Raw genomic sequence first — 22,848 nt, 5'->3', positions numbered from 1 at the left:
CAGGCTCCTAAAAATAACTATAAATATCGATTTAAATCCAGAATTCTTATGGTTTTACGGTGACTCTGATCCCTTCAGAATGGGTCGTAAATTCTGGAGCATACATGCATTGTAAAGAGGTAATCCCATTGGAGAAGTTCCCTGCATGGGTCACTCTTAAGGCATATTCGAAAACGTATACTCCTTTCCGTAAATAACTGATAAAGAAATTTGTGGAAGCATCTTTAGTACTTTCATAATAGCCTAATCCATCCTGGTACTTATAATTGGAAATTACATTGACAGGCTCAAAACCTGCAGCTCTCATATCTTTCAGCTGCACATATTCCATATCACGATCAGTGTAGATCTCTATCCTGACTTTCAACAAATCTCCTGCTGCCAGTATATTGGATGAAGTTATTGGTGTCAGGACATCTCCTTTAGCGGTTTGTTTTTGTATAAACAGTTGCTTCTTGATTTTGACTCCTGTCGCAGATGAAGTGATTTTATCCAGCTGCTCAAAGTACTGCCAGTAGACTCCACCCCAGGCAATTGTTTTATTGTTGTTTTTAATTATAACAGTCGCCATTTCTGGCTTGACTTGTGCCCCTGCTATACTTACTTTCTGATAACCCGTTCCGGCTTCTTTCGGGTTAATGGCAATACCAATTTCAGTAAATGTTTGATTACCGATTAAGATTTCCGGTTCAGTTGATTCTGCCAGCAGATCATAACCTTTTAATAGTAATGCATAACAAGCTGCTGCCGTTGCTTTAGTTGTCTTCCAATCATTAGTCTGCTTATTCTTTAAAAGCCAGATTTTCATTTCTTCGACTGATTTCGTATCCGCTGCAACCTCATCAAAGGCTTCAATCAGCAGCGCTTGTGTTTCTACTGGATTTTGATACCACCACCATCCATTACGGTTATTGGCCCAATACATGCTCATTTCATCGTTTTGCTGTGCTCTTTCTTTTAAAAGGTTAATGATTTTTAGCGCTTCGGCTTTGTTCCCGTCTCTATTTAAAACCAATGCCGCCTGAGCCTGCTGGTAAGGTTCCATTGTTTTCCAATTATCAGCTACTTTTTTCAGGTAATAAGCAACAGCTTTCTTAAAACCAGGATCATTGTTTTTCTGAGCGGTATAACTGCGGCCATACAAATAATGTAATGGCAAATAAGCAACACCTTTTCCGGAAATTTCTCTTTTAAAATCATTCTGCAGTTGATTGTCAAGATAGATTATTGCTTTATTTAAGAGTTGATCAGATCCCGGAGCTATTTTTTCATTGAGCAGTTTCAAATGTTTAAGTTGTCCCATTCCCAACACTATATGCTGAGTAATATAGCGGTCATCGCTCATTCCGGTAAACCAGGCAAAAGAACCATTTGGCTTTTGCATCTTTTCCAGCTTTTCAAAGTTGTTCTTCAATTCATAACTCATCCTGTTCAGGTCAAATAAAACAGCCAGGCGTTTTTTCTGTTCGGCGTCTGAAGCGGCAGCTCTTACCCATGGAGTTTCTTCTAACAGAATTGACTTCAGTTCAGGGTTCTTCTCTAAGTTGGAGAGCAAAGCCTCTCCATTACCCGTTTGTTGCCATTGGTTAAATACTTGTTTTATTTTTGGAGAACTGTTGATGATTCCTGTTGCAAAACTATTCGCATAGAAACGGCTAAAGGTTTGTTCTGCACATTCATATGGGTATTCCATTAAATAAGGCAGGGATTGTATGGCATACCAGATTGGATTTGCCGTAAATTCAAAGGTTAATGCCTGGTTCTTTAATGTTTTGGATGTACCCGATTTTAAGAGCTTATTTAGCGTAAATGTCTTTGTTGTATTTCCACGGACGTTCAGTGGCATAGTTTCAGTAACCAGCATTGAATTCGGTAAAACCGGAACAGTCATCTCTTCTCCGTCACTGTATTTACCCGACTGTGCAACAACTTTATAGGTAATAGCACTGATACCTGATGGAATGATTAATGGCCATTTTAAAACCTCATTGCCTTTATTGGCCACCTCAAATTTCTGTAGTAGCTTTCCTTCTGAGGAAAGAAGCTGAATTAGTTTTCCAGTTAAAGCATCTCTTAATTCTAAAGAAGCTTCTCCTTTAAGAAGTTTTCCCGACAGATTATTCAGTTTGGCACTAAGCAGAATGGTATCACCTTCCCGGAAGAAACGCGGTGCATTTACTGCAATAGCCAATTGTTTTTGTGTGATTAACTCCTTAACAACGGTAGCGCTTTTCAAGTCTTTGGTATGCGCAAACCCCATCATCTTATAACGGGTCAAGGATTGAGGAATAGTAAATTCAATATTAATTTCACCAGCTTCGTTGGTTTTCAACTGTGGATAAAAGAAGGCTGTTTCGTTGAAATTAGTTCTTGGGACAACTTTTGATGTTGCGCCTACCAGTTCATTTTTTGTATCAGATTTATCAGTAGTGTCATAAACCTTATTATCTTCCATTACGATTTCCATACCGGCCATCTGGCCATTAAGTCGTGCTGAGGAACCCCTTATCATTACCGAACTTGACATCTTAGCTCTTTTTTCCATTGGAGCTGCCACCGCAAATTCATTTAAACTATTTTCATCATTTTCCAGGGTAATATCTGCTCTTCTGGCATGGGTTAATGTAATTTTAGAAAGTTTATACCCTATCGCAACAATACTTAACTGATCTCCTGACTTTGCCTTAATCGCATAAATACCATTGTCATCAGCAGTAATTTTGATTTTACCAAACATCACGATAGCTCCTGGTACTACATAACCCTGTTGATCAGTAATAACTCCGTAAACCTGGGTACCACGTTGCAGTGCCGCCAGTTTTTTAACACCTATTTCTGTACTTCCTTTTCTGGCTTCACTGGCCAGTCTTCGCAGATAATCCTGATAAGGATATCGAGTTCCAAGATCCATCTTAAATCCAGTTATGCTCAGTTGTTCGTAGTCGCGCTGGCTGCCCTGGTAATAATTTTGGTAAGTTCTTAAAAACCAAAGCTGACCTCCATTATTTATTCCGTTGTTATCAAATTTCCATTCGTAAGCTGTATAATAATAAGATGGAGGACTGATATTTTGCCAATCCATCTTTTTCAATTCATCTAATGAGGCATCATGTAAAGTAGCCACCATTTCTGCCATTTGTTTCTCGCCTTTTTGATTACTGATTTTCAACTTCCAGTTTTCCTTTTCTCCAGGCTGCAATTTATTACGGAACGTTATAAATTTAATATCAAGCGCTTTGGATGCATCAATTATATTTACTTGTTTCAAAGAATTGTAAACTACCCCGTTTTGAATCATGGTAAACTGAATTGCAAAAGCATTTTCAAACCCTCGTCCTGGAGGGATTTTAATGATACTTTGTTTTGGAGAAACCTTAACCCATACCTTTTCCGCGATGCTGTCCTTGTAATACACTTCGTAATAGGCTTTAGCATCTGGCAACATTCCCGCAATTCTGAAGACGGCACTCTCTGAAGGTGTTATCGTAGTTTTTTCTGCAACCAACCATTCCCTGGTACTTAGTATAGCCGTAGCCTCTTTGTGATAAACACGAACAATTTTAGTTACAGAAACAGTATCATTGCTGCTATTTCTGGCTGTCAGTTTAACTTTATAATAACCAGGGGCCAGATTTTTTTCAGATAGTTTCAGTTCAACTTTTCCATTGTCTGCTGTTATGTACTGACTAAAGCTGTTTTTAAAAGGCGACCAGTTTGCAGGATTGCCATCTCCTTTGTATTCTTCTGCCGGGAAGTTCTTCAGAAATTCTTCTTTGTTCAATGTATAGTTTTCAGCTATAACAGGGAATCCGTTACTGTTAACTAATCTGCCTGGATATTGCAATGCAGTCCATTCTGCATTTAGTTTTGAAGAAATGGGTTCTCCATTTAGATTTTCTATGCCAACAGAAAATGTATCTGCCGCCGATTTTAAAAATAACTCGTCAGGAATATTTACATTCAGCACCATATCTGTCTGACCGGCAGTAATACTCTTGGTTGCTGTCCGGGTTTCTCCATTCACATCCGTAATATCAGCAGTAATTTTAAAGGTATAGTTTTCATTTGCAGGCGCATTTGCTGCTGCAAGGAATGTGATATCAAAACGTCCACCTTCTTTGGTTTCTGTTGTCCCGATGGCAATTTGAGAGAGAGATTCGCGTTGATAAGGGCGACCATAGCTATAATTTGAGACCCTGCTTCTGGATACTTTATAACTCACCTTTGCACCGGTAACTGAATACCCAGAAAAAGACAATGCCTTTCCTTGTACTTTCACACTATCATTTAATTTATATTTCTGATTTGATTGTTCAAAAACGATTTCAAAAGTGGGTCTTTTATATTCTTCTACCTGAATCCCGATGCTGCCATATAGCGTTGTCAGCTGCATCATTCCATTTAATTTACCAGCAGGAATAGTGAATGACCCCTGAAAAGTTCCAAAGTCATTGGTTTTAACAGTGGTTGTTTCTATTTCCTTATAATTGGCATCTTTGAAAGTCAAAAATAAATTCAGGCCAGGAACAATACTATTTTTATAGTTTTTGTTTTCTAGCAGCAGACCTTTGTAATACACCGTTTGCCCAGGGCGATAAATACCTCTATCGGTAAATAAGATTACCTGTTTCCTGTCTTCCTCTACATTATTTCCATAACTGTTCACAGGTACATAAAGCGTATCGGTACCTTTAACAATCATAGCACGTCTTACGTTTAATGTCCCCTGAGATGCCGAAACTGCATACCCCGACTCATTTGTTTTAAATCGAGGGCTTTTCTCATTTATGTTTTGACCTTCCTTAAAATCTGATAAGATCTCCTGGATAAGCACTCCTTTTAAAGGTTCCCCGGTCACACTGTTGGCAACAAAATATTCTTTTTTATCATGGACATGTCTTTGGGTAACCGCCATTCCAGTGACTCTGAAATTGCTATGTTGCGAGACGTTGTCAACTTGATTAGTATCATTTGTATTCCTGGCAATTACAATATAATTACCATTCGGGAGCGCATCCATCTTCCCGATGATGTTATGTTCCTGGTAGTCATTTGATACAGGTAAAATCTCAGTCCATATTTTTACCGGCCGATGTGTTTTAATGAACTTATTATATTTTTCTTTTTCACCAAAGGCTGAATAATAGTCATTATAGAGAGCTGGTACCCTATAAACCCGCAGTTGTATACTATCTATATTTTTATAGGTAAAAAAAAGCTGAGATGGCTGACCAGGCTGACTGAATCCCTTTACTTGAAGAGTTAATATTTTACTGTTGATTTCTTTAATCAGGTTCTCCGCATTCTTGGCACCATTACTTTTGGGAAATGCTTTGATCGCCTTTTGAGCCAGTTCTACTGCCTTGATTAAATCTGGTTTCTTCTCATTGGATTTTCCGTTTTTATAAAATAATGCTTGTTCATATACTACATCAGCATAGATTTCATTACTGGCAGATTGTGCAGCCAGTAAAGTTATTGCTTTAAGATAAGCTGCTTCTTTATTTATAGCGGTGCTTTTCTCATTGATAAATTTCAATCTTTGCAGATCTGCATCAGCCAATGCTGCTCCATTAGGATTCAAAGCGTGAAATTGAAGCAAATTTTGAAGGATATTTATCTTAATCACCGCAAATGACGTACTATCATTTGTCTTCATTTTCAGGGATGCAAATGCGCTGTAATCTCCCAATAATCGCGGATCATTAAAATCTACACCATCATCGTCTGGTTTTGTCAGGTCGGTTTCTGAATTCATCAGGATATTCAATGCCCGGTGTGCTAGCAAATCGTATAAAGTTGGTCGCAGATATCTCGTGGAAGTATCACCAAGTAATAAATTATTTAAAAGACCAACCTTAGTTTTTTGGAGTAATTCTTTCTCAGATACCGACGCCACAAGATTTTTTACAGTTTCAGCTGTAATCCTCTGAATAGACCAGGTATTAATATTCTTACTGCTGTCTTGTTGTACGGTGGTACGCCTGAAAATCTTATACCTGTTTTGCTGATAAAAATTCCAGTAGGTTTCTGCAAGCAAAGATTGCAGTACACTTTTTTCTGGCTGTTTTGCTCCACTGACATCTTCCCTTAAATCATTCAGCACCTTTGTAAAAGCATCTTCTTCCAGATAGCCCTGAAACATGATCCGGTACATTGCAGATTTAATCAGCAAGATAGTATTATGTTGTGCTCTGGCTTGTTTATTTATGCTGTTAATAATTGCCAGCGCTTCTTTAGGCTTTTGCTGATTAGCCAGGGAGTCAACTTTCGCAAAATCTTTATTATTTATTTTCAGCTGTTGTTGAGCAAAGCTTTTTACCGGAAATAATAATAGAACTGTAAAGTAGAGTGTAAGACGTAAAGCGATTTTCATAGGTAGTGATTTTAAAGGAAGATGGCTTTTTTGCACAAATTCCATAACCAAATGGTAAACTACTACAAATGTCTAAATATTACGGCAAAATTAATTTGATTTCATATAACATACATTTCAGTAGCCTTGGATTGATTGTTGATAGCTTGATTAATATTGGCTATCCAGCCGATGTCTGCGCTAATTAAAAGACATTGAATATATGAAGCAATTTATCATCATCTTATCATCCGCAATATTGCTGGTTTCCTGTAATGGCAAACACAATGAAGGTAAAAAGCTGGCAGGCTCAATAGACAGCAATGTAAATGATTCTATCCATCAGCATACTACTGCTGCAGGAAAAGCTATTCAAGGAGCCTCTTCTGAGGCTGTTAAAGCCAGGGAATGGCTGATTGGAAGTATAGAAAACTCTTTGAACAAGGCGAATGGTAATCTGGAAAATTCCAATGAAGAAGCTGAAGAAGAAGTAAAAAGTATTTATACAACTCAATACAGTGCCTATAAAATTGATGCAATCAATGTAGATTTAGATGATGGGTTGACTGAAGATGAATTTATAGAGAAGTGGAAGGGCAAATATAATACAGAATTAGCAGGAGTTGGATTTGGATTTTTAGTTCCTGAGCAAGATTATGGCCTGATTAAAGTGACACATTGTGAACTGAAAAACAAAACTACTGATGGTTTTGTTTTTAAAGTATCTATTGAAGATACGAGTAATCATACAAAATATAACAGAGATATTAAAGTTGTCATCGCTGCAAAATCATTTCTTATTGATGATGTATTGGAGTATTAGCCACTTATTTATCTATAAATTGCGGCATATTCAGGCAATAACAGATTATCTGGAATTATTCTAAATTACTTTGGTATATTTGTGATGTATCTTGCAATGAGATATAATATTAAAATATTACAGTAATTTACGACCCTAATGATGATAGAATTAAAAACAGAGTTTTCAGAATACATTAAGGATTTCGAAGAGAAATTAAAGCTCTTATTCAGGGGAAAAGAAAATATCAATCAATTTAATTTAGCAGCGAAGCTTCCTCCATTAGTGATGCAGGAAATTCTTGCTGAGCAACCTTTGGCTGCGGCTATTCCTGAAGAGTACGGAGGCCGGGGAGCCGAAGTAAAAGAATGTCTGAGTGTACTGGCAGCAGCTTCTTACGAATCTTTACCGCTTTCGCTTACCTTTGGAATTAACATTGCCCTTTTTCTTGAGCCCCTTGCCAAATATGCAGATGAATCTGTAAAAAAAGAGGTTTTTGATCGTTTTCTTTACGAACAAAATATGGGTGGATTGATGATCACAGAACCCGATTACGGAAGTGATGCACTCAACATGAAAACGCGGAACAGCGAATTAACAAATGGCTATAGCATTAAAGGAACTAAACACTGGCAAGGTCTTACCGGCCTGGCCGACTATTGGCTGATTGCTTCCAGAGCAGAACTTGCTGATGGAGGACTTAGCCGTGATATAGATTTCTTTTTATGCGATAATACAAAAGAGAAACAACATGTTGTAGTAGATGAATATTTCGATACTATGGGACTTCATATGATCCCTTATGGCCGTAATATTTTAAACATCGAAGTACCTAAAACGTTTAAATTAAATCCTGAATCTACCGGCATTAAAATGATGCTGGATATTCTTCACCGCAGCAGAATGCAATTCCCAGGTATGGGAATGGGCTTTATCAAGCGGATGATGGATGAAGCGCTTCTGCAATGTAAAAACAGGATGGTTGGGGCAACAAACTTGTTAGCTATGGATCAGATCCAATTCCAGCTTTCAAAGATCCAGTCTGCTTACACGATCTGTTCAGCAATGTGTGTAAGAAGCAGCAAGATCAGTGGTATTGAACATAATCTGGCTTCAGAAGGCCTGGAAGCAAATAGTATGAAAGCTGTAGTTACTGATTTGATGCAGGAATCTGCCCAGATCCTAACACAGGTTTCAGGCGCCAAAGGATATCAGACCTCACATGTAGGTGGCCGTGGAATTATGGATAGCAGACCTTTTCAGATTTTCGAGGGTTCCAATGAAATGCTTTATGCTCAAATTTCTGAAATCATTATACGTCAGATGAAGAAACAGAAAGAATCGAATTTATTTGATTTCCTGGCTACACTGAAACAAACTGCTGAAGCTTGTCATTACTTCAAACAGGAACTAAGTTTCACCTTGAATAGCGCCCTTTCACAACGGAAATTATTTGATCTGGGAAAAGTGATCGGAAGAATTGTTTCTTTAGGTTATGTATTGGATCTGGAACTTAAAGGTTTCAGAAAAGATCTGATTGATAATTGCATTATGAATGTGAAACAAGAAGTACGCACTTTAATCTGTTCTTTTACTTTTGATAACAGTTCACAGGTAATAGAGGATTATAAGGCAGAAAGTTCCTGGTTTAACTTCGCTTAACCAGGCAGACTTAGCCCACAAAAAAAGCCGGTATGTTCACATACCGGCTTTTTTTGTGGGCTAAGTCTGCGCTAAAAATCGACTTTAATCTTAGCTCTAATCCCCCATTTGGATATTCTTGGATGATCGAGATAAGTAAACCTTCTGACCAGATCAACTCTCAGTATTTTGAAAATATTAGATAGTCCCACACTTCCCTCCACATAAGGCGTAGAACCTAATGCCGGAGATACTTCATTGCCATGTCTATCCCTTGGAAACTGATATAACCCAGAACCTTCGCGCGGATCATTTTTACTGGAAAGAGAACCACTTAATACTTTTAAAGTCAGGATTTCTCTCAATTGAAGTCTCTTCACTAATGGTATTTTATTCAGGATAAATCCGTTGAAATTATGTTCCAGATTAATACTTGCATATCTGTCACTCATAAATTCCATAAAATTCATCAGGTTATAAGATGGCAGTTCGTAAGCATAACTTTGATTTGCCCGATGTATAGTTAACAATGGAAAAGGAACCTTTCCAAATACCTTCCCTGCTTCCAGGATAATATCTGAATAGCCAAATTGAGAAAAGTAAGCTCTTTTAAATACGTTAAAGGTCAGGTTCTGATAATTATAGTCTCCATTCAGGAATCCCTTTACCCCAACAGAACCCCGTAAAGTGAAAATAGGATATGCATTCCGGATTGGTCTTCTGAAGCGTTTCCCCTGATAAAATTGTTCATGAGGTGCCCATCTCACTTCGGCCGTAAACTCAGAAGTGGTAATATCCGGAACCTCCGAATGGCCGGAATTAGTCAATGCAATAAACCGAAGCCCACCTGTCGGGTCTAACACCTGGTTCTTGTAAGCTACTTTAAAGGAGAAATGATTTTCGGTTTCATGCAGATATTCCAACAGCCATTTTCTATTGTATAACCATTTATCATTTACCCCTCTTTTAAATGATAACAGGAAGTTATCATCTTCAAGGAAATTGAGATCCTGCCCCGGTATCTGAGTTTCATAACTATGTCTTAAGGTTAATGATTTTACAGGGAATTCATAAATTGAACCCGGAGAAAGTGAGAGTATTGTTCCTAATGAATATTTCCATTTTTGGTCACGGCTGCCATAAGCAATGTGTCCGTCAAAGAAAATTCTTTTGCTGAATAAATCGGTTGTCCTTCCACCAACTTTAAGCCTCAGGCCTTCTACAGGATTAAAGCTGTAGAAAGAGTTGAAAGGGCCTACTTCTACTTTACCCTGGCCAATATAACCGGAAAGTAAGAAGGAGGCTAATCCCATAGCGCGCTTAAATGGTTTTGAGTTTTTCAGGCTATCAATATTCTTATAGGCCATTTCCTCAATTGGAGTGAGCTTTTCTGGCCTCAGCTCTGCCATTTGCACTGGCTGACCTTCCAGACTTTTAGATTTTAAGGGCAGGTTTAATGCGTTTGGACTAGTAACAAAATCATTGATAAACAAAGTCCTTTCTCCGAAAATACTGGCGCCTTCTTTAAAAAGCCCAAGATCCATTGCCATTATACTTTTCCCTAAGTAGTAATGTCCCGTTTTATCCTGGTGGTATTGAAGAGAAATGTTCATCTCCTTTACCCAGTTAATGTTTATTTTAGAGTTAACAGAAAGTGTAGCCTTTTGTACTGCGTATTTACCATCGAGTGCTATATACAGATAACCCAGAAAAAGCACATCTTCTTTATTACGGGGTGCTATCATCAGTTTAATCTGCATTGGAGATACGTCTTTTAAAGTATCTATAATAAAGTACTTATAAAACTGAGGGGCAAGATCAGCAATCGGGCTCATAAAACTCTGATTTCCTATACCAATATCATTTTGATAGAGATCAACCCGCTGATAAATCTTATCGAGATATTCATTGATACCATCCTCGTCAATAAATTGATCTATACGGGATTGATTCTCTGCAAGAACAGCAGTCTCCTGTTTAAAAGGGTTCTGATAAACCAGGTTATGGCTCATTTTTTCCTTCATAAAAATAGGGGTCAGTAATTTTCCCGGCCGGGTCAGCGAATCTGAATTATTTTTTAAAAATGATAACCGCTTAAGCAATTTCGAAGTCTTTGCTTTTTCAGTAGTCATACTTAATGAAATATTCATTTTTTCATATTCCTGATAGGAAAGGTAATTCTGAAGGTTTGCTGCATTGGATTTTTTATGTTCGATCACTTTTCTGATCAATTCAACTGCCGGATTGCCTTTATTCTTATATCTCGGCTGATGAGCGACGGAGATGCTTACTTCAGACAAATCTTCAGACTGCGGCTCTAATTCAATATTCATATGATGGCTATGTCCTGCAGGCATTTCCAGTTTCAATCTTCGGTAACCTATCCCATAAAAATGAATCGCTTTAATTTTTTCCTTCGAAATGATGGTATAAAATCCTTTGGCATCGCTTGAGGTTTTACTCGTGGAATTTTCGAAACTTATAGTTACTCCAGACAATGGCTGTCCTGTTGATTTGTCTGTAATCAGACCTTTCACTTGTACCGTCTGGGCCTCTGCCCCAAAGAAAAAGAAAAGAAAGAATATTGAAATAAGAAACTTCATAAAGCCTATAGGCCATAATTGACTGGGATAATAGAATAATTCAAATTACAAACTGCCCATTACCCAAATCACGGGCAGTTTGTATGGCTGGCAAAACTATTTCAATGGTATTGCGTAGCCTACTGTTGCAATGAAACCCCGGTTCTTAACTGTCGCCGGGCCTTTGCTGACATCAGTTAAGCCAAGCGCATATCTGGCATCAACCAGAACAGCACCTTTACCAACAGGAATAGCTAAACCGCCACCCATCTGAACACCAAAGTTTAATTTCTGAACTTTGGCCTGATAGAAAGCTTCCATTTTATTCATTCCGCCAACAGCCAGTCCAATTGACGGACCCGCATTAATGTACACCGGACCAAAAGAATACTTCACCAAAATTGGAAGCTCCAGATAATTCAGGTTATACTTGTTGTTATCATTTTTGATTTTAGTACCTGCACTGACGTAGTTTAATTCGGGCTGAATTGAAAATGCAGAATTTTTAAGTCCTACATTAACTCCTAATCCTGCTGTAAAGCCCGCTTTTGATTTCTCTCCATCCATATTACTAATCGACTGTCTAGAGAAACTTAAACCAGCTTTCGGAATTAACTGAATGTCCTGAGCCTTTACTAATTGTACAGAGACTAATAGCCCTGCTGCTAACAATAATTTTTTCATACTCCAATAATTAATTTTACTTTCTTTATTCTCCAAATCTAAGCTGACCTCAAATTTATAGGTGGATAAAGTAACTGAGACGGAAATTACCCTTACTGAAACGACATTTCAATCTGTCCAACAGCATTTCCATTTCCTTAGCCATCTCATTCTTCAGCTCATTTAAGCTAATCGCTTAAAGCTGTATAATGCTCGTCTCAATAATAACCAGGTTCTTTTAATGTGAATCATTTGCGATTATTTGATTCGTAAACGCAGAATTTCCCAAGACCCCTATGCGGGAACATAAACAATGGTGAAACCCGGGGATGTAAAAAGCAAAAAGCCTTTCATGATTAATGAAAGGCTTTTTAATAGTCGATAGTGTTGTTCAGTTAAAACTTGATCAGCAATTTTTCAGCCATGAGCTTATCGTCTTTATAATATTCAAAAAACCATTCTCCATTCTTTTTCAGCACGATTCCATTGGCGGTTCCATTGTCGGCAATAAAATAATCCTGAACAGATGTTTTTAATAGAGTTAATACTTTCTTTGGCGTAGTGTCTATGAGTTGATACCCATTAGCTGTTGGCTGTGCATATAATGTTCCGGCAGCCTGATTTGTTTCTACTGCTACAGTTTTTGCTGGAGTTACCACTACAGCACTAACAGGGACAGTTGCAGTGGCTACAGGAGCATTAACTGCTGTTATAGTTGTTGCTACCTGCTGATCCTGTGAATTCACAGTTCCGTTATAAGCATATTTAACTTCATCCAGTGACGTAAAAGCATCTCTTAAAGCAAGGTTATAAGAAGTCTTATATTCTTTCTCTCTGCTTTTTCCTTCCTTGCTTTTAAAAACAATATTACCCTTACAATCTTTTAATAATAGTGTGAGATTGGTTGTAAACATTCCCTTTTTCTCCAGAACTTCAGCATGCAATGCATCACATTTATTATTGGCAATTGCTGTTGGTAGATCAAAATTATCAAAATAGGCATCAAATCCTTTTTCGGCCAGGAGAAATTTAGCCAGCGTATTGAGCCTGTACTGATCCTGTTCCTTAAGAAAACTGAATTTCTCTGGTACCAGCACATATTTATAATTATTAATCGTATGCTGGGCATACCCCGAAAAGGAAATAAATAAAAGGAGTAATAAAATGTATCTTTTCATATTAAACATTGATTTTTACAAAAATATTAAGGAGATCCTAAGATAGGAATATAGTTTTCATGGAAGCGAAAGAAATATTAAAACAGCATATCACTAAAACCGCCTCGTTGACCGATGAACAATTCGAGTACTTTTTCTCGCATTTTAAACCACGGTCTTACAAAAAAGGACAGGTAATAATCGGTACTGGTGAAAAAGTAGAACAGGAGTATTTTGTTATTTCCGGCTGCCTGAAAGCCTTTTTCATTAACGATGAGCTTAAAATGTATATCCTTCAGTTTGCAATGCCCACCTGGTGGACTTCAGACTATGGCGCTTTATACAACCAAACCAATGCGACCATCAGCGTAGATTGTATAACTGATACAGAAGTGCTTTGCCTATCTAATCTTGACCGGGAAAAAATATGCAGCGAACTGCACCAGGTAGAGCATTTTTTCAGGTGGAGAACCAACAGAGGCTATCTGGCTTCACAAAAAAGACTGTTATCATTTATGAATAATGACACCAGAATCCGGTATGAAGAGCTGCTGGCATTATATCCTCAACTGTATAATCTGGTTCCTAAACACCTTATCGCCGCCTATCTTGGCGTTTCCAGAGAAACACTCAGCAGACTTTACCATGCGCATAAATGAGCCGGCTACGAATGTGATGTACATCACCTGATCAGCTGAAATTTCCTGCCGTCCTTTGTACTATCAAATCACTAGCGATTGATATTATAAAGAAATGGAAACTAAAAAATTCAAACTTGTAAATACGCAAAGCAGCATTAGCTGGACTGGCAAAAAGGTGACAGGCACCCATAACGGTACCATCTCGATTAACGATGGTACACTTATTCTGGATGATAACAAACTCAGCGGCGGAAGCTTTGTTATTGACACGACCTCTATAAAAATACTCGATATCATTGATCCAGATACAAATGCTCAATTTGCTGGTCATCTATTCTCTGAAGATTTTTTCGCAACAGAAAGCTTTCCTCAAGCCACATTTACATTGACTAGCTCAAAATACCTTAGCTCATTGAACTATCTGCTCACAGGAAATCTGACTATTAAAGGCATTACACATCCGGTAGAATTCCCTGCAACTGTACTGATCACAGCAGATGAGATTAATGCTTCAGGAAAAATCACTATTGACCGGACCAAATATGACATGAAATTCCGTTCAGGCAATTTCTTCACCAATCTTGGTGATACACTCATCTACAACGAATTTGAGCTGGATGTAAAACTAACCGCATTAGTTCACAATTAAATTTCAGCTCATGCCATACGTAAAAATAGAATTAACCCGCGAGGATGTTACCCGGGAACAAAAACAATCCCTGATTGCAGGAGTCACTAAACTAATCACAGAAATACTGGATAAAGACCCTCAACTAACACATGTAGTGATTCAGGAAATTGAACTGGATAACTGGGGGTATGCAGGTGAACAGGTTTCCGTGCTGCGCGAAAAAGGAATAACAGCTAAAAAACAAGCTTAAACAACAACATGAAAACACAGACAGTAATCGTAACCGGTGCATCTACCGGTATTGGTAAGGCAATCGCAGGTTTATTTCTGCAAAAAGGATATAACGTAATTATTAATTCTGCAAATGAAGATAATTTAAGAGCTGCGTTTAATGAATTAGACAATCAGGAGCGTGTAGCTATGGTTATAGGTGACATTAGTAGGCCAGGCACCGGACAACTACTCGTTGATACAGCTGTAACAAGTTTCGGAGCTGTTGATGTACTCGTCAACAATGCTGGAATATTTGAGCCGAAACCTTTTCTGGAAGTTGACGAGGCGCATCTGGACAGTTTTTTAAACATCAACCTGAAAGGCACTTATTTTACAAGTCAGGCAGCAGTTAAACAAATGCTCAAACAAGGTGGAGGTTCCATTATCAATATTGGAACAGTGCTCGTTGATCATGCTATCGGTGGATTTCCAGCAACTGCACCAATTTCAAGTAAGGGTGGTATCCATGCTTTAACCAGACAACTGGCAGCAGAATTTGGTCCCAATAATATCCGTGTAAATGCTATAGCACCAGGAATTATCAGGAGCCCGCTTCAGGCTAAAACAGGCGTTACCAATGCAGATAGTCTTGCAGGCCTTCATTTACTGAATCGTATCGGCGAAACCAGTGACGTTGCGGAACTTGCTTTTTATCTGGCTGGCAGCAATTTTGTAACTGGTGAAATCGTTAATTTAGACGGAGGCCATGTTTCAGGCCATCATATCGGATAATAATGAATAAATTAGTAACCCGTGTAAATATTTAAATAATGTGGCATAAAACTCAAATCAGCGAATTATTTGGTATTAAATATCCTATACTTTCAGGCCCTATGGGCGGTGGCCTCTCTACTCCGGAACTTTTAGCTGCAGTATCCAATGCCGGCGGACTGGGGAGCTTTGGCGCCTATACACTTGACCCCGATCAAATACTTGCAGCAGCTCAGATTATCAAAACGAAAACTGATAAACCCTATAATATTAACTTGTGGGTATCGGATGTTGACGCTTCTTTAATTGACTATTCTGCGACACAGATTGAAGAAGTAAAGCAATTATTTAAACCTTATTTTGATGAGCTCAGCATTCCGCTGCCAGAGCTGGATGTAAATATCCCTTCCAGGTTTCTTCAGCAGGCAGAAGCAATCTTCGAGATCAGACCAGCAGTATTTAGTTTTATATTTGGTATTCCGCCAAAGGAAATACTGGATGAATGTCGCAGAATGGGCATTAAAACCGTAGGTGCAGCCACAACAATAGATGAGGCCTTAGCCTTGGAAGAAGCAAAAGTTGATGCAATAGTTGCTGCTGGCTTTGAAGCCGGAGGACACCGGCCTTCGTTTCTCCGCCCGGCACAGGATTCATTAACAGGAACCTTTACTCTTATTCAGCAGTTAAAAGCCAGCATAAAGACACCAATTATTGCAGCGGGCGGTATTGCTGATGCTAAGGGCATTGCCGCTGCTTTGACATTAGGTGCTGATGCTGTTCAGTTAGGCACAGCGTTTCTGGCTACAAACGAATCAAATGCAACACCTATTCACAGGGCGAAATTATTTTCTGAGGAATCCAACTATACCGTACTTTCTAAATCATTAACCGGCAGAATGGGCAGATTGATCCGGAACCGCATTTCAGATGAAATTAAACAGGAAACTGCAGTTCTTCCATTTCCACTGCAAAGCCGCCTGATCGGTCAGTTGAAAACAGCTGCACTTGCACAGGGAAAAACAGACCTGATTAACTTCTGGTCAGGACAGAATACCGTTAATTTAAAACATACCAGGGCAGCAGCGTTAATGCAGGCACTCATCACAGAGACAACAAACCTTTATCCTTAATTGTGAATTTCCTTTCCTGTGGAAATGGGAGCTTCAGGTGTTTCAGAATCCATACGGGCAGCCTTTAACTTTGCCCGTATGGACCATGCGCTGAACATATAGATAAGGGTGATCACAAAGTATATCCATAGCGGAATGTTTTTTCCGGCGATGATCAGATAGAGATAAGGTAAACTGTAGCCCAAAGCAGCAAATAGTAAAGGGAGAAGTATGGATCCTTTTTTTCTTAAATTTTTAATAGCCCAGCCCAAAAACAAAAGAAACAAGACCTTACTTAACAGATACAAAATGCCAAATAACCAGGGATCTACCTGATGTATATCAGCTTGATGAAAGAGGTAATTCTTTATAATAATGAAATAGTATTCCATTCTGTTTTTTTGTTGATCAGGAGAACTGGTGTTGCAAGATAGCGATCACATAAGGAGAGTCGATTCTGATATCATGGCTGATGTGCAATGGAATAGCTAAATAATCCCCTGCATTCAGCGTAAAAATCTCTTTGCCTACTGTACAGGTACATGTGCCTTTCAGAATAAAGAAACTTTCAGCTACAACTTCGTGAATTTCTTCCGGTACATTCAATCTGGTGATAACCAGCGTTTGTGCGATCTGTTCATTTTGCTGTAACGGATAAGCGAAAAAATCATCAAAAGGCTCAGCAGGGATCAAATGTTCCACCGCTTTCAACCAACTTTCATAATTCGAATATTTACTGGTCGGTGGCAGGTTATCCAGGTCAATCTTCTCTTCGGCAATGCCCAGAGCAGCCATGATCCTGTTTTGAAGCCCTGGACTTGGTGTAATAGCGTGGCTTTGCGCCAGTTTTTCAATGGCCAATCCGATCTGGTTGAGTTCCTGGCCTATTTCGGGATGAGCCGGGCGCAGCGCAGCGATCTCGTTTCCAAGGTCTGCATTGTTTAACTCGAAACAATATTGTTCCAGGTTACCCTCATCTATATAGGATTTGATTTCCATTGACTGCAAAGATAGTTAATGAATTGTATACCAAGGGTAAATCTTAATGAGTTCGTACAACCTGTGGTGCTATTTAAAACAAAAAAGCCTTTCAGTGAAAACTGAAAGGCTTTTTGCAATTTGCTCCCTCTGCTGGGCTCGAACCAGCGACCCTCTGATTAACAGTCAGATGCTCTAACCAGCTGAGCTAAGAAGGAGTGCTGGTTTTTTAAAAAAATAACGCCTTTTTTAAAAAGGTAAAGCGTAATATAAAAGGCAATGCCCTCTACTTTAACAGAAAAAACCTTTCAACGTGATGTTGAAAGGTTTTTAATCTGCTCCCTCTGCTGGGCTCGAACCAGCGACCCTCTGATTAACAGTCAGATGCTCTAACCAGCTGAGCTAAGAAGGAGTACTCTGGTTATCCGAAAACGTTTTTCTCTGCTTTAATAAACAACATAAAGCTTCGTTCGTTTTGGGAATGCAATATTAGGGCTTTTAAATTATTTATGCAATATTTGTAGACAATATTTTTCAAAAAAAATTAAAATAAAACATATGAGCCTGATAATCATAGGGACTGTAGCATTCGATGCAATTGAAACTCCCTTCGGAAAGACCGATAAAATAGTAGGTGGAGCTGCAACTTACGCAAGTTTGGCTGCTTCTTACTTCTACAATAAGGTGAAAATCGTCGGAGTTGTGGGTGATGACTTCCACCAGGAAGACATTAATACCTTCACAAAGCATGGTATTGATACCGAAGGTCTGCAAATAAAAGCAGGTGAAAAATCATTTTTCTGGTCAGGAAAGTACCATAATGACATGAACAGCAGAGACACTTTAGTTACTGAGCTGAATGTTTTGGGAGATTTTGACCCGATTATCCCTGAGAGCTACCAGGACTGCGAATACCTGATGTTAGGTAATCTTACTCCACAAGTACAGCAAACAGTCATCAAACGTCTTAAAAACAGGCCTAAACTAATCGTTTTAGATACGATGAACTTCTGGATGGACATTGCATTGAATGATTTGCTGGATACGCTTAAAATGATTGATGTATTAACGATTAATGATGAAGAAGCGCGTCAGCTTTCAGGCGAATATTCATTAGTTAAAGCAGCGAAGAAAATTCTGGAGATGGGCCCAAAATACCTGATCATTAAAAAAGGTGAACATGGTGCATTACTTTTCCATGAAGATAAAGTATTCTCTACCCCTGCCCTTCCTCTTGCAGAAGTTTTCGATCCAACTGGTGCAGGTGACACTTTTGCTGGTGGTTTTATTGGTTATTTAGCAAAAGTTGGAACAATCGACTTCGATACGATGAAAAATGCAATCGTTTATGGTTCTGCATTAGCCTCTTTCTGTGTAGAGAAATTCGGTACAGAAAAAATCGTCAACCTTACAGAAGCAGAAGTTGCTGGCCGTATACAAGAATTTGTAAACCTGAGCGCTTTCACACTGATTGAAGCTTAATTATTCATACGCCGTTAAATCGTGGAAACTGATTCTGAATAAAAAAACATCAGCATTTGCAATGCCTCCAGAAAATCTAACTTTTCGGGGCAAGCAAAGCTGATGCTTTTTTATTAACTTTTCAGTTTACCAATTGCGGTAAACTTTTCAAATACAGTTTCTGAATGTGGTGCATCCGCTAATTCATCAGTTAGGTCCTGTCCGGCCCAATGCTCATAATGCTTTCCATTTTTCCATAACCGGCTTTCCCCAACATCATAGATCAACCCAAGGTAAGCCACCCATATTTGCGGTTTGTCCTGTCCATTTCTCAACGCCAATTGTTGTTTAGTAAATTCTGGCAACTCCATTAACGACGTGATCTTAATTTAAAAAATTCAAAAAGATAAACACTCAGCAATAACATCCCCATAAAATAAAAGGGAGTTTCAAATGGAATATTAAACTGATTAAAATTCAGTGTTTCAGCACTATTATACTGTAAAACAGGCAAATTCGCCAGTATACCGTATACGATATAAAATGGAATCAAGGTTACCAGGAATGCTCGGTAAAAACGGTACATAAACCTGATGCTATTCACATATTCGACATACAGGATAAATACGAACAGAATCGAAAATGTAAAAAGTGTATATAACTTTTGATGACCAAAATAGAGCATTGCTATACATACGCCCAACATAATATTGCTAAAAGCCAGGCTATATTTTTCAGGACCATTATCTGGGAAACGATGATTAAGAAACAGGTAAACAGCGATCCCGCTTAAAGGTAAGAGAAACAATAACAGCAACTCTTCTATTGGTAATTGCCATAAAGTCATTCCACTCAGGTAAGGCGGATTAAACACAATTACTTTTAATTGCGTCATAAATTCCGTAGGGATAGAGAAAGCAAAAACGCTGATTAAAACGGCAAGGATTATGAATTTACTATTGTCAGTAAAGTTCAGTTGCCGGACAGAAAACAGTAAAACAGGCAATAACAAAAGTGCCAGGTTAATCAATAAATAAGTATAGTTCATTTAGCAGGATAAGTCTGAAGGCCAAAAATATACTTTTGATCCGACTAAACCACTTTCTTTTTCCTCTGCCATTATTCAAAAAAAGCAGCTATTTTTCACATAGCTGCTTTTCTTTAAAAGAAAACAGGATTACTAAACAATCTCTGTCCCTAAAATCTCTTTTGAATATGTTTTAAGATACTTTTTCAAGATCTGACGGGCTACGTGAATTCTTGTCTTTACTGTACCGATTGGAATTTCAAGCATATCTGCAATCTCATGATATTTATAGCCTTCAAAATATTTAATGAAAGGCACATAATATTCAGGCTGTAAAGTAGCTAAAGCCTTATTGATATCACCAATAATAAATTTACTGTCTATCGTATTTTTAGTGGCACTATAATGCAAATTTGCAGATGAGATATCCTCAGATTTAGTAATTAATGCATTTGTCTTGACCAAACGTCTATAATTATTAATAAAGGTATTTTTCATGATGGTGAATAACCATCCTTTCAAATTTGTTCCTTCTTTGAACTTACTATAATACGTAACCGCTTTCAGCATGGTATCCTGAACTAAGTCGTTTGCATCTTCAATATCTTTGGTAAAATTTAAAGCGAATGACTGCAAGGAAACCGAGTGGTTGTGAAGCTGAAGGTTGAATTCATTTTTTGTCATAGTGTTTAAGTTTTAAGGTTAAAAAAGCAAGCAAACAAGACCTTTTAAAAAGTGGCGTTATCTAGTTTGTTTAATCTTGTATATTAACACTTATACAACATATGTACCAAAAAAATGATTCATGATTAAACATATAGATTTAATTGTTTAACCATGAAAAAACCTCTTATAGTTGTGAAAATCACACAATTGTTACAGGATATTCACTTCCCGTTCCAGTTTTACATCAAATTTAGAACATACAGTGTCTATAATTTTTTCTGAAAAACTATACACTTCTTCACCAGTTGCTCCACCATGGTTAACCAGCACCAATGCCTGATTTTTCCAGGTTCCCGTATGCCCCTCAGTAATCCCTTTAAAACCACACTGCTCGATAAGCCAGCCTGCAGCAAGTTTAACTTTGTCCTGACCAACCGGGTAACTGATCATTGCAGGAAATTCACGTTTTAATCCTTCAAATTTCGAACGGTCGATGATAGGGTTTTTAAAGAAACTTCCAGCATTGCCGATGGTTGACGGATCTGGCAATTTACTCACCCTGATCTCTGCAACAATCTTTGAAATATCTGTGATTGTAGGATGCGTAATTCTTCTTTCGGCAAGCAGCGATTGTATGGCACCATACTGAGAATTGATTCTGATACGGGTAAACAGTCTGAAATTGACGCGCGTAATAATATATTGACCCTTTAATTCATTTTTAAAGACACTGTCTCTGTAAGCGAAATGGCAATCATCATACTCAAAATTCTTAAGCTCGCCTGTGGCCAGTTCAAATGCCTCACAAGATTCAAACACATCTTTAAGTTCTACTCCATAGGCACCAATATTCTGGATCGGAGATGCACCCACAGTCCCTGGAATAAGACTTAAATTTTCCATGCCTGCAAAACCATTCTCTACGCAATAGTTCACCAGATCATTCCATATCACACCTGCTCCAGCAGCAACAAATACCTGATTGTCTGTTACTTCAGTAGTAATATCAGGAATACTAACCTTTAACACCAGACCAGCATAGTCTTCGGTAAAAAGCACATTACTCCCCCCTCCAAGCACCAGCAATTTATTGGCTTTGAACACCGGATGGTTCCTTAGTTCTACCAGGTCATTTTCAGTAAAGATTTCAACAAAGAAGCGTGCTTTGACATCAATACCAAAAGTATTGTAAGTTTTAAGGGATATATTTTCTTGTAATACAAGCATAAGAATTATTAGAATTATTTACCGCAAATGTAATTGTTAGGCTGTGTAATAAATATGTTAAATATAATATTTAATAAATTTGCATAATTTACATCCGATTCTAACCCTAATTCAAGCCAGCACGCTCATAGAAAAAAGCATCGCTCATTCACAATGGAAAATCAAGATAGAAAAAGACTCTTAATTATAGACGCTGCACTAAAGAGGTTCGCACACTACGGACTCGCAAAAACTACGATGACCGAAATCGCAAAAGATATTGCTTTTTCAAAAGCGTTACTCTATTATTATTTCCCCGACAAATTGAGCTTGTATGTAAGTGTAATCGAGCATATGATGCACACGATCAGCAGAGACCTTATTAAGTCCGTAGAGAAGACCTCTACCGCTACGGAAGGTATCCTGATGTTGCTGCAGAAAAGACAAGCATTTACACAAAAATATTATAACCTGCTTGAATACACACAAATGATTGGTCCGGAACTTCCGGAAGCACTTTATGAAAAATTTCAGCGCGCCAGAGCATTCGAACTTAAAATCATTACTGGTTTATTAACCAAAGGCAATACATCCGGAGAATTTTCTATCAAGGATATTCCTTTCACCACTGAAATATTTGTGGAAGCCGTGTCAGGTATCCATTTCAATATACTTAACCGTGCCCGAAACATTTTCCCAGGAAAAGAACAATTTAAACTTATCTTTTTGAAAGAAAAAAGGTTCGCCGAAATCTTTCTGGCAGGTTTAAAGCCAGCAGACTAAGAACATATTTAAGTCACAAAACTACCATTTATTCGTTACAATAGCTTATAAGAGACTGAAAGCCAACAAAAACGGTTTAACAGCTCTTATAAAAGTCATGATATTGTCATTTCTTCGCTAGGAATACTTGTTTTTATACTAAAATTTCTTTATTAGAAAAGC

The 22,848-nt window shown here is 38.1% G+C and carries 19 protein-coding genes and 2 tRNA genes; 9 read left to right on the top strand and 12 right to left on the bottom strand.

All coding sequences use genetic code 11. The annotated features are described in order from the left end of the window. Nucleotides 1-46: 46 nt before the first annotated feature. Entirely contained in the window at nucleotides 47-6,376 is a 6,330-nt protein-coding gene (locus tag ABIB30_RS23280) for an alpha-2-macroglobulin family protein (protein WP_354305450.1), read from the bottom strand. Nucleotides 6,377-6,578: 202 nt separating this feature from the next. Here ABIB30_RS23280 and ABIB30_RS23275 point away from each other — a divergent pair, with 202 nt between their 5' ends. Beyond that, nucleotides 6,579-7,178: an FHA domain-containing protein gene (locus ABIB30_RS23275; RefSeq protein WP_354305449.1), complete on the top strand. Its 600-nt coding sequence runs from the start codon at nucleotides 6,579-6,581 to the stop codon at nucleotides 7,176-7,178. Nucleotides 7,179-7,316: 138 nt separating this feature from the next. Continuing rightward, complete coding sequence (locus tag ABIB30_RS23270; RefSeq protein ID WP_354305448.1) at nucleotides 7,317-8,819, top strand: acyl-CoA dehydrogenase family protein; 1,503 nt, start codon at nucleotides 7,317-7,319, stop codon at nucleotides 8,817-8,819. Nucleotides 8,820-8,890: 71 nt separating this feature from the next. Here the strand turns inward: ABIB30_RS23270 and ABIB30_RS23265 are convergent, their stop codons facing one another. The 3 genes from ABIB30_RS23265 to ABIB30_RS23255 form a co-directional block, all read right to left on the bottom strand. Continuing rightward, entirely contained in the window at nucleotides 8,891-11,401 is a 2,511-nt protein-coding gene (locus ABIB30_RS23265) for a DUF5686 family protein (RefSeq protein WP_354305447.1), read from the bottom strand. A gap of 96 nt (nucleotides 11,402-11,497) precedes the next feature. After that, nucleotides 11,498-12,064: a porin family protein gene (locus ABIB30_RS23260; protein ID WP_354305446.1), complete on the bottom strand. Its 567-nt coding sequence runs from the start codon at nucleotides 12,062-12,064 to the stop codon at nucleotides 11,498-11,500. Nucleotides 12,065-12,438: 374 nt separating this feature from the next. Continuing rightward, a complete protein-coding gene (locus tag ABIB30_RS23255) occupies nucleotides 12,439-13,221 on the bottom strand; it encodes a hypothetical protein (RefSeq protein ID WP_354305445.1) in 783 nt (260 codons plus the stop codon). A gap of 59 nt (nucleotides 13,222-13,280) precedes the next feature. On the opposite strand from ABIB30_RS23255, the gene ABIB30_RS23250 reads away from it, so the two are divergent. From ABIB30_RS23250 to ABIB30_RS23230, 5 genes are all read left to right on the top strand, one after another. After that, nucleotides 13,281-13,859 (top strand): Crp/Fnr family transcriptional regulator, encoded by a 579-nt coding sequence (locus ABIB30_RS23250; RefSeq protein WP_354305444.1) that lies wholly within the window; start codon nucleotides 13,281-13,283, stop codon nucleotides 13,857-13,859. A gap of 94 nt (nucleotides 13,860-13,953) precedes the next feature. Then, complete coding sequence (locus ABIB30_RS23245) at nucleotides 13,954-14,490, top strand: YceI family protein (RefSeq protein ID WP_354305443.1); 537 nt, start codon at nucleotides 13,954-13,956, stop codon at nucleotides 14,488-14,490. A 10-nt stretch (nucleotides 14,491-14,500) separates the two neighbouring features. Further along, entirely contained in the window at nucleotides 14,501-14,722 is a 222-nt protein-coding gene (locus ABIB30_RS23240; protein ID WP_354305442.1) for a tautomerase family protein, read from the top strand. 8 nt (nucleotides 14,723-14,730) lie between these two features. After that, on the top strand, nucleotides 14,731-15,477 hold the full coding sequence (locus tag ABIB30_RS23235; RefSeq protein WP_354305441.1) for an SDR family NAD(P)-dependent oxidoreductase: 747 nt from the start codon (nucleotides 14,731-14,733) through the stop codon (nucleotides 15,475-15,477). 38 nt (nucleotides 15,478-15,515) lie between these two features. After that, nucleotides 15,516-16,586, top strand: coding sequence for an NAD(P)H-dependent flavin oxidoreductase (locus tag ABIB30_RS23230; protein WP_354305440.1), 1,071 nt, complete (start codon nucleotides 15,516-15,518; stop codon nucleotides 16,584-16,586). On the opposite strand, the gene ABIB30_RS23225 is transcribed toward ABIB30_RS23230, so the two are convergent. The 4 genes from ABIB30_RS23225 to ABIB30_RS23210 all read right to left on the bottom strand — a co-directional run bounded on the left by ABIB30_RS23225 (nucleotide 16,583) and on the right by ABIB30_RS23210 (nucleotide 17,955). After that, nucleotides 16,583-16,957, bottom strand: a complete 375-nt coding sequence (locus tag ABIB30_RS23225) for a hypothetical protein (RefSeq protein ID WP_354305439.1) — start codon at nucleotides 16,955-16,957, stop codon at nucleotides 16,583-16,585. The two genes, ABIB30_RS23230 and ABIB30_RS23225, sit on opposite strands and share 4 nt — an antisense overlap. Before the next feature lie 16 nt (nucleotides 16,958-16,973). After that, on the bottom strand, nucleotides 16,974-17,564 hold the full coding sequence (locus ABIB30_RS23220; protein ID WP_354305438.1) for a cupin domain-containing protein: 591 nt from the start codon (nucleotides 17,562-17,564) through the stop codon (nucleotides 16,974-16,976). 123 nt (nucleotides 17,565-17,687) lie between these two features. After that, nucleotides 17,688-17,761 (bottom strand) — tRNA-Asn (locus tag ABIB30_RS23215). Between the two features lie 120 nt (nucleotides 17,762-17,881). After that, nucleotides 17,882-17,955, bottom strand: a tRNA-Asn gene (locus ABIB30_RS23210). 146 nt (nucleotides 17,956-18,101) lie between these two features. On the opposite strand from ABIB30_RS23210, the gene ABIB30_RS23205 reads away from it, so the two are divergent. Continuing rightward, a complete protein-coding gene (locus ABIB30_RS23205) occupies nucleotides 18,102-19,025 on the top strand; it encodes a PfkB family carbohydrate kinase (protein ID WP_354305437.1) in 924 nt (307 codons plus the stop codon). A gap of 113 nt (nucleotides 19,026-19,138) precedes the next feature. Here the strand turns inward: ABIB30_RS23205 and ABIB30_RS23200 are convergent, their stop codons facing one another. The 4 genes from ABIB30_RS23200 to murB all read right to left on the bottom strand — a co-directional run bounded on the left by ABIB30_RS23200 (nucleotide 19,139) and on the right by murB (nucleotide 21,924). After that, the gene (locus ABIB30_RS23200) at nucleotides 19,139-19,375 is read right to left on the bottom strand and encodes a cytochrome b5 domain-containing protein (protein WP_354305436.1); all 237 of its coding nucleotides are present in this window, start codon (nucleotides 19,373-19,375) and stop codon (nucleotides 19,139-19,141) included. Beyond that, complete coding sequence (locus ABIB30_RS23195; RefSeq protein WP_354305435.1) at nucleotides 19,375-20,052, bottom strand: lycopene cyclase domain-containing protein; 678 nt, start codon at nucleotides 20,050-20,052, stop codon at nucleotides 19,375-19,377. Before ABIB30_RS23195 ends, ABIB30_RS23200 begins: the two co-directional genes overlap by 1 nt. 132 nt (nucleotides 20,053-20,184) lie before the next feature. Further along, complete coding sequence (locus ABIB30_RS23190) at nucleotides 20,185-20,715, bottom strand: RNA polymerase sigma factor (RefSeq protein ID WP_068405876.1); 531 nt, start codon at nucleotides 20,713-20,715, stop codon at nucleotides 20,185-20,187. 192 nt (nucleotides 20,716-20,907) lie between these two features. Continuing rightward, nucleotides 20,908-21,924, bottom strand: coding sequence for a UDP-N-acetylmuramate dehydrogenase (gene murB / locus ABIB30_RS23185; protein WP_354305434.1), 1,017 nt, complete (start codon nucleotides 21,922-21,924; stop codon nucleotides 20,908-20,910). Between the two features lie 153 nt (nucleotides 21,925-22,077). Between murB and ABIB30_RS23180 the strand changes: the two genes are divergently transcribed. Next, the gene (locus tag ABIB30_RS23180; RefSeq protein WP_354305433.1) at nucleotides 22,078-22,686 is read left to right on the top strand and encodes a TetR/AcrR family transcriptional regulator; all 609 of its coding nucleotides are present in this window, start codon (nucleotides 22,078-22,080) and stop codon (nucleotides 22,684-22,686) included. Nucleotides 22,687-22,848: the final 162 nt, after the last annotated feature.

Source organism: Pedobacter sp. UYP1, from assembly GCF_040547305.1.
GTDB lineage: Bacteria > Bacteroidota > Bacteroidia > Sphingobacteriales > Sphingobacteriaceae > Pedobacter.
This window is presented reverse-complemented; position numbering and strand designations above follow the sequence as displayed.

Coding starts and splice junctions, on each gene's coding strand:
- ABIB30_RS23280 (WP_354305450.1), bottom strand. CDS start 6,376: ATGAAAATCGCTTTACGTCTTACACTCTACTTTACAGTTCTATTATTA.
- ABIB30_RS23275 (WP_354305449.1), top strand. CDS start 6,579: ATGAAGCAATTTATCATCATCTTATCATCCGCAATATTGCTGGTTTCC.
- ABIB30_RS23245 (WP_354305443.1), top strand. CDS start 13,954: ATGGAAACTAAAAAATTCAAACTTGTAAATACGCAAAGCAGCATTAGC.
- ABIB30_RS23250 (WP_354305444.1), top strand. CDS start 13,281: ATGGAAGCGAAAGAAATATTAAAACAGCATATCACTAAAACCGCCTCG.
- ABIB30_RS23260 (WP_354305446.1), bottom strand. CDS start 12,064: ATGAAAAAATTATTGTTAGCAGCAGGGCTATTAGTCTCTGTACAATTA.
- ABIB30_RS23220 (WP_354305438.1), bottom strand. CDS start 17,564: ATGGAAATCAAATCCTATATAGATGAGGGTAACCTGGAACAATATTGT.
- ABIB30_RS23240 (WP_354305442.1), top strand. CDS start 14,501: ATGCCATACGTAAAAATAGAATTAACCCGCGAGGATGTTACCCGGGAA.
- murB (WP_354305434.1), bottom strand. CDS start 21,924: ATGCTTGTATTACAAGAAAATATATCCCTTAAAACTTACAATACTTTT.
- ABIB30_RS23190 (WP_068405876.1), bottom strand. CDS start 20,715: ATGACAAAAAATGAATTCAACCTTCAGCTTCACAACCACTCGGTTTCC.
- ABIB30_RS23200 (WP_354305436.1), bottom strand. CDS start 19,375: ATGGAGTTGCCAGAATTTACTAAACAACAATTGGCGTTGAGAAATGGA.
- ABIB30_RS23230 (WP_354305440.1), top strand. CDS start 15,516: ATGTGGCATAAAACTCAAATCAGCGAATTATTTGGTATTAAATATCCT.
- ABIB30_RS23195 (WP_354305435.1), bottom strand. CDS start 20,052: ATGAACTATACTTATTTATTGATTAACCTGGCACTTTTGTTATTGCCT.
- ABIB30_RS23265 (WP_354305447.1), bottom strand. CDS start 11,401: ATGAAGTTTCTTATTTCAATATTCTTTCTTTTCTTTTTCTTTGGGGCA.
- ABIB30_RS23180 (WP_354305433.1), top strand. CDS start 22,078: ATGGAAAATCAAGATAGAAAAAGACTCTTAATTATAGACGCTGCACTA.
- ABIB30_RS23270 (WP_354305448.1), top strand. CDS start 7,317: ATGATGATAGAATTAAAAACAGAGTTTTCAGAATACATTAAGGATTTC.
- ABIB30_RS23225 (WP_354305439.1), bottom strand. CDS start 16,957: ATGGAATACTATTTCATTATTATAAAGAATTACCTCTTTCATCAAGCT.
- ABIB30_RS23205 (WP_354305437.1), top strand. CDS start 18,102: ATGAGCCTGATAATCATAGGGACTGTAGCATTCGATGCAATTGAAACT.
- ABIB30_RS23255 (WP_354305445.1), bottom strand. CDS start 13,221: ATGAAAAGATACATTTTATTACTCCTTTTATTTATTTCCTTTTCGGGG.
- ABIB30_RS23235 (WP_354305441.1), top strand. CDS start 14,731: ATGAAAACACAGACAGTAATCGTAACCGGTGCATCTACCGGTATTGGT.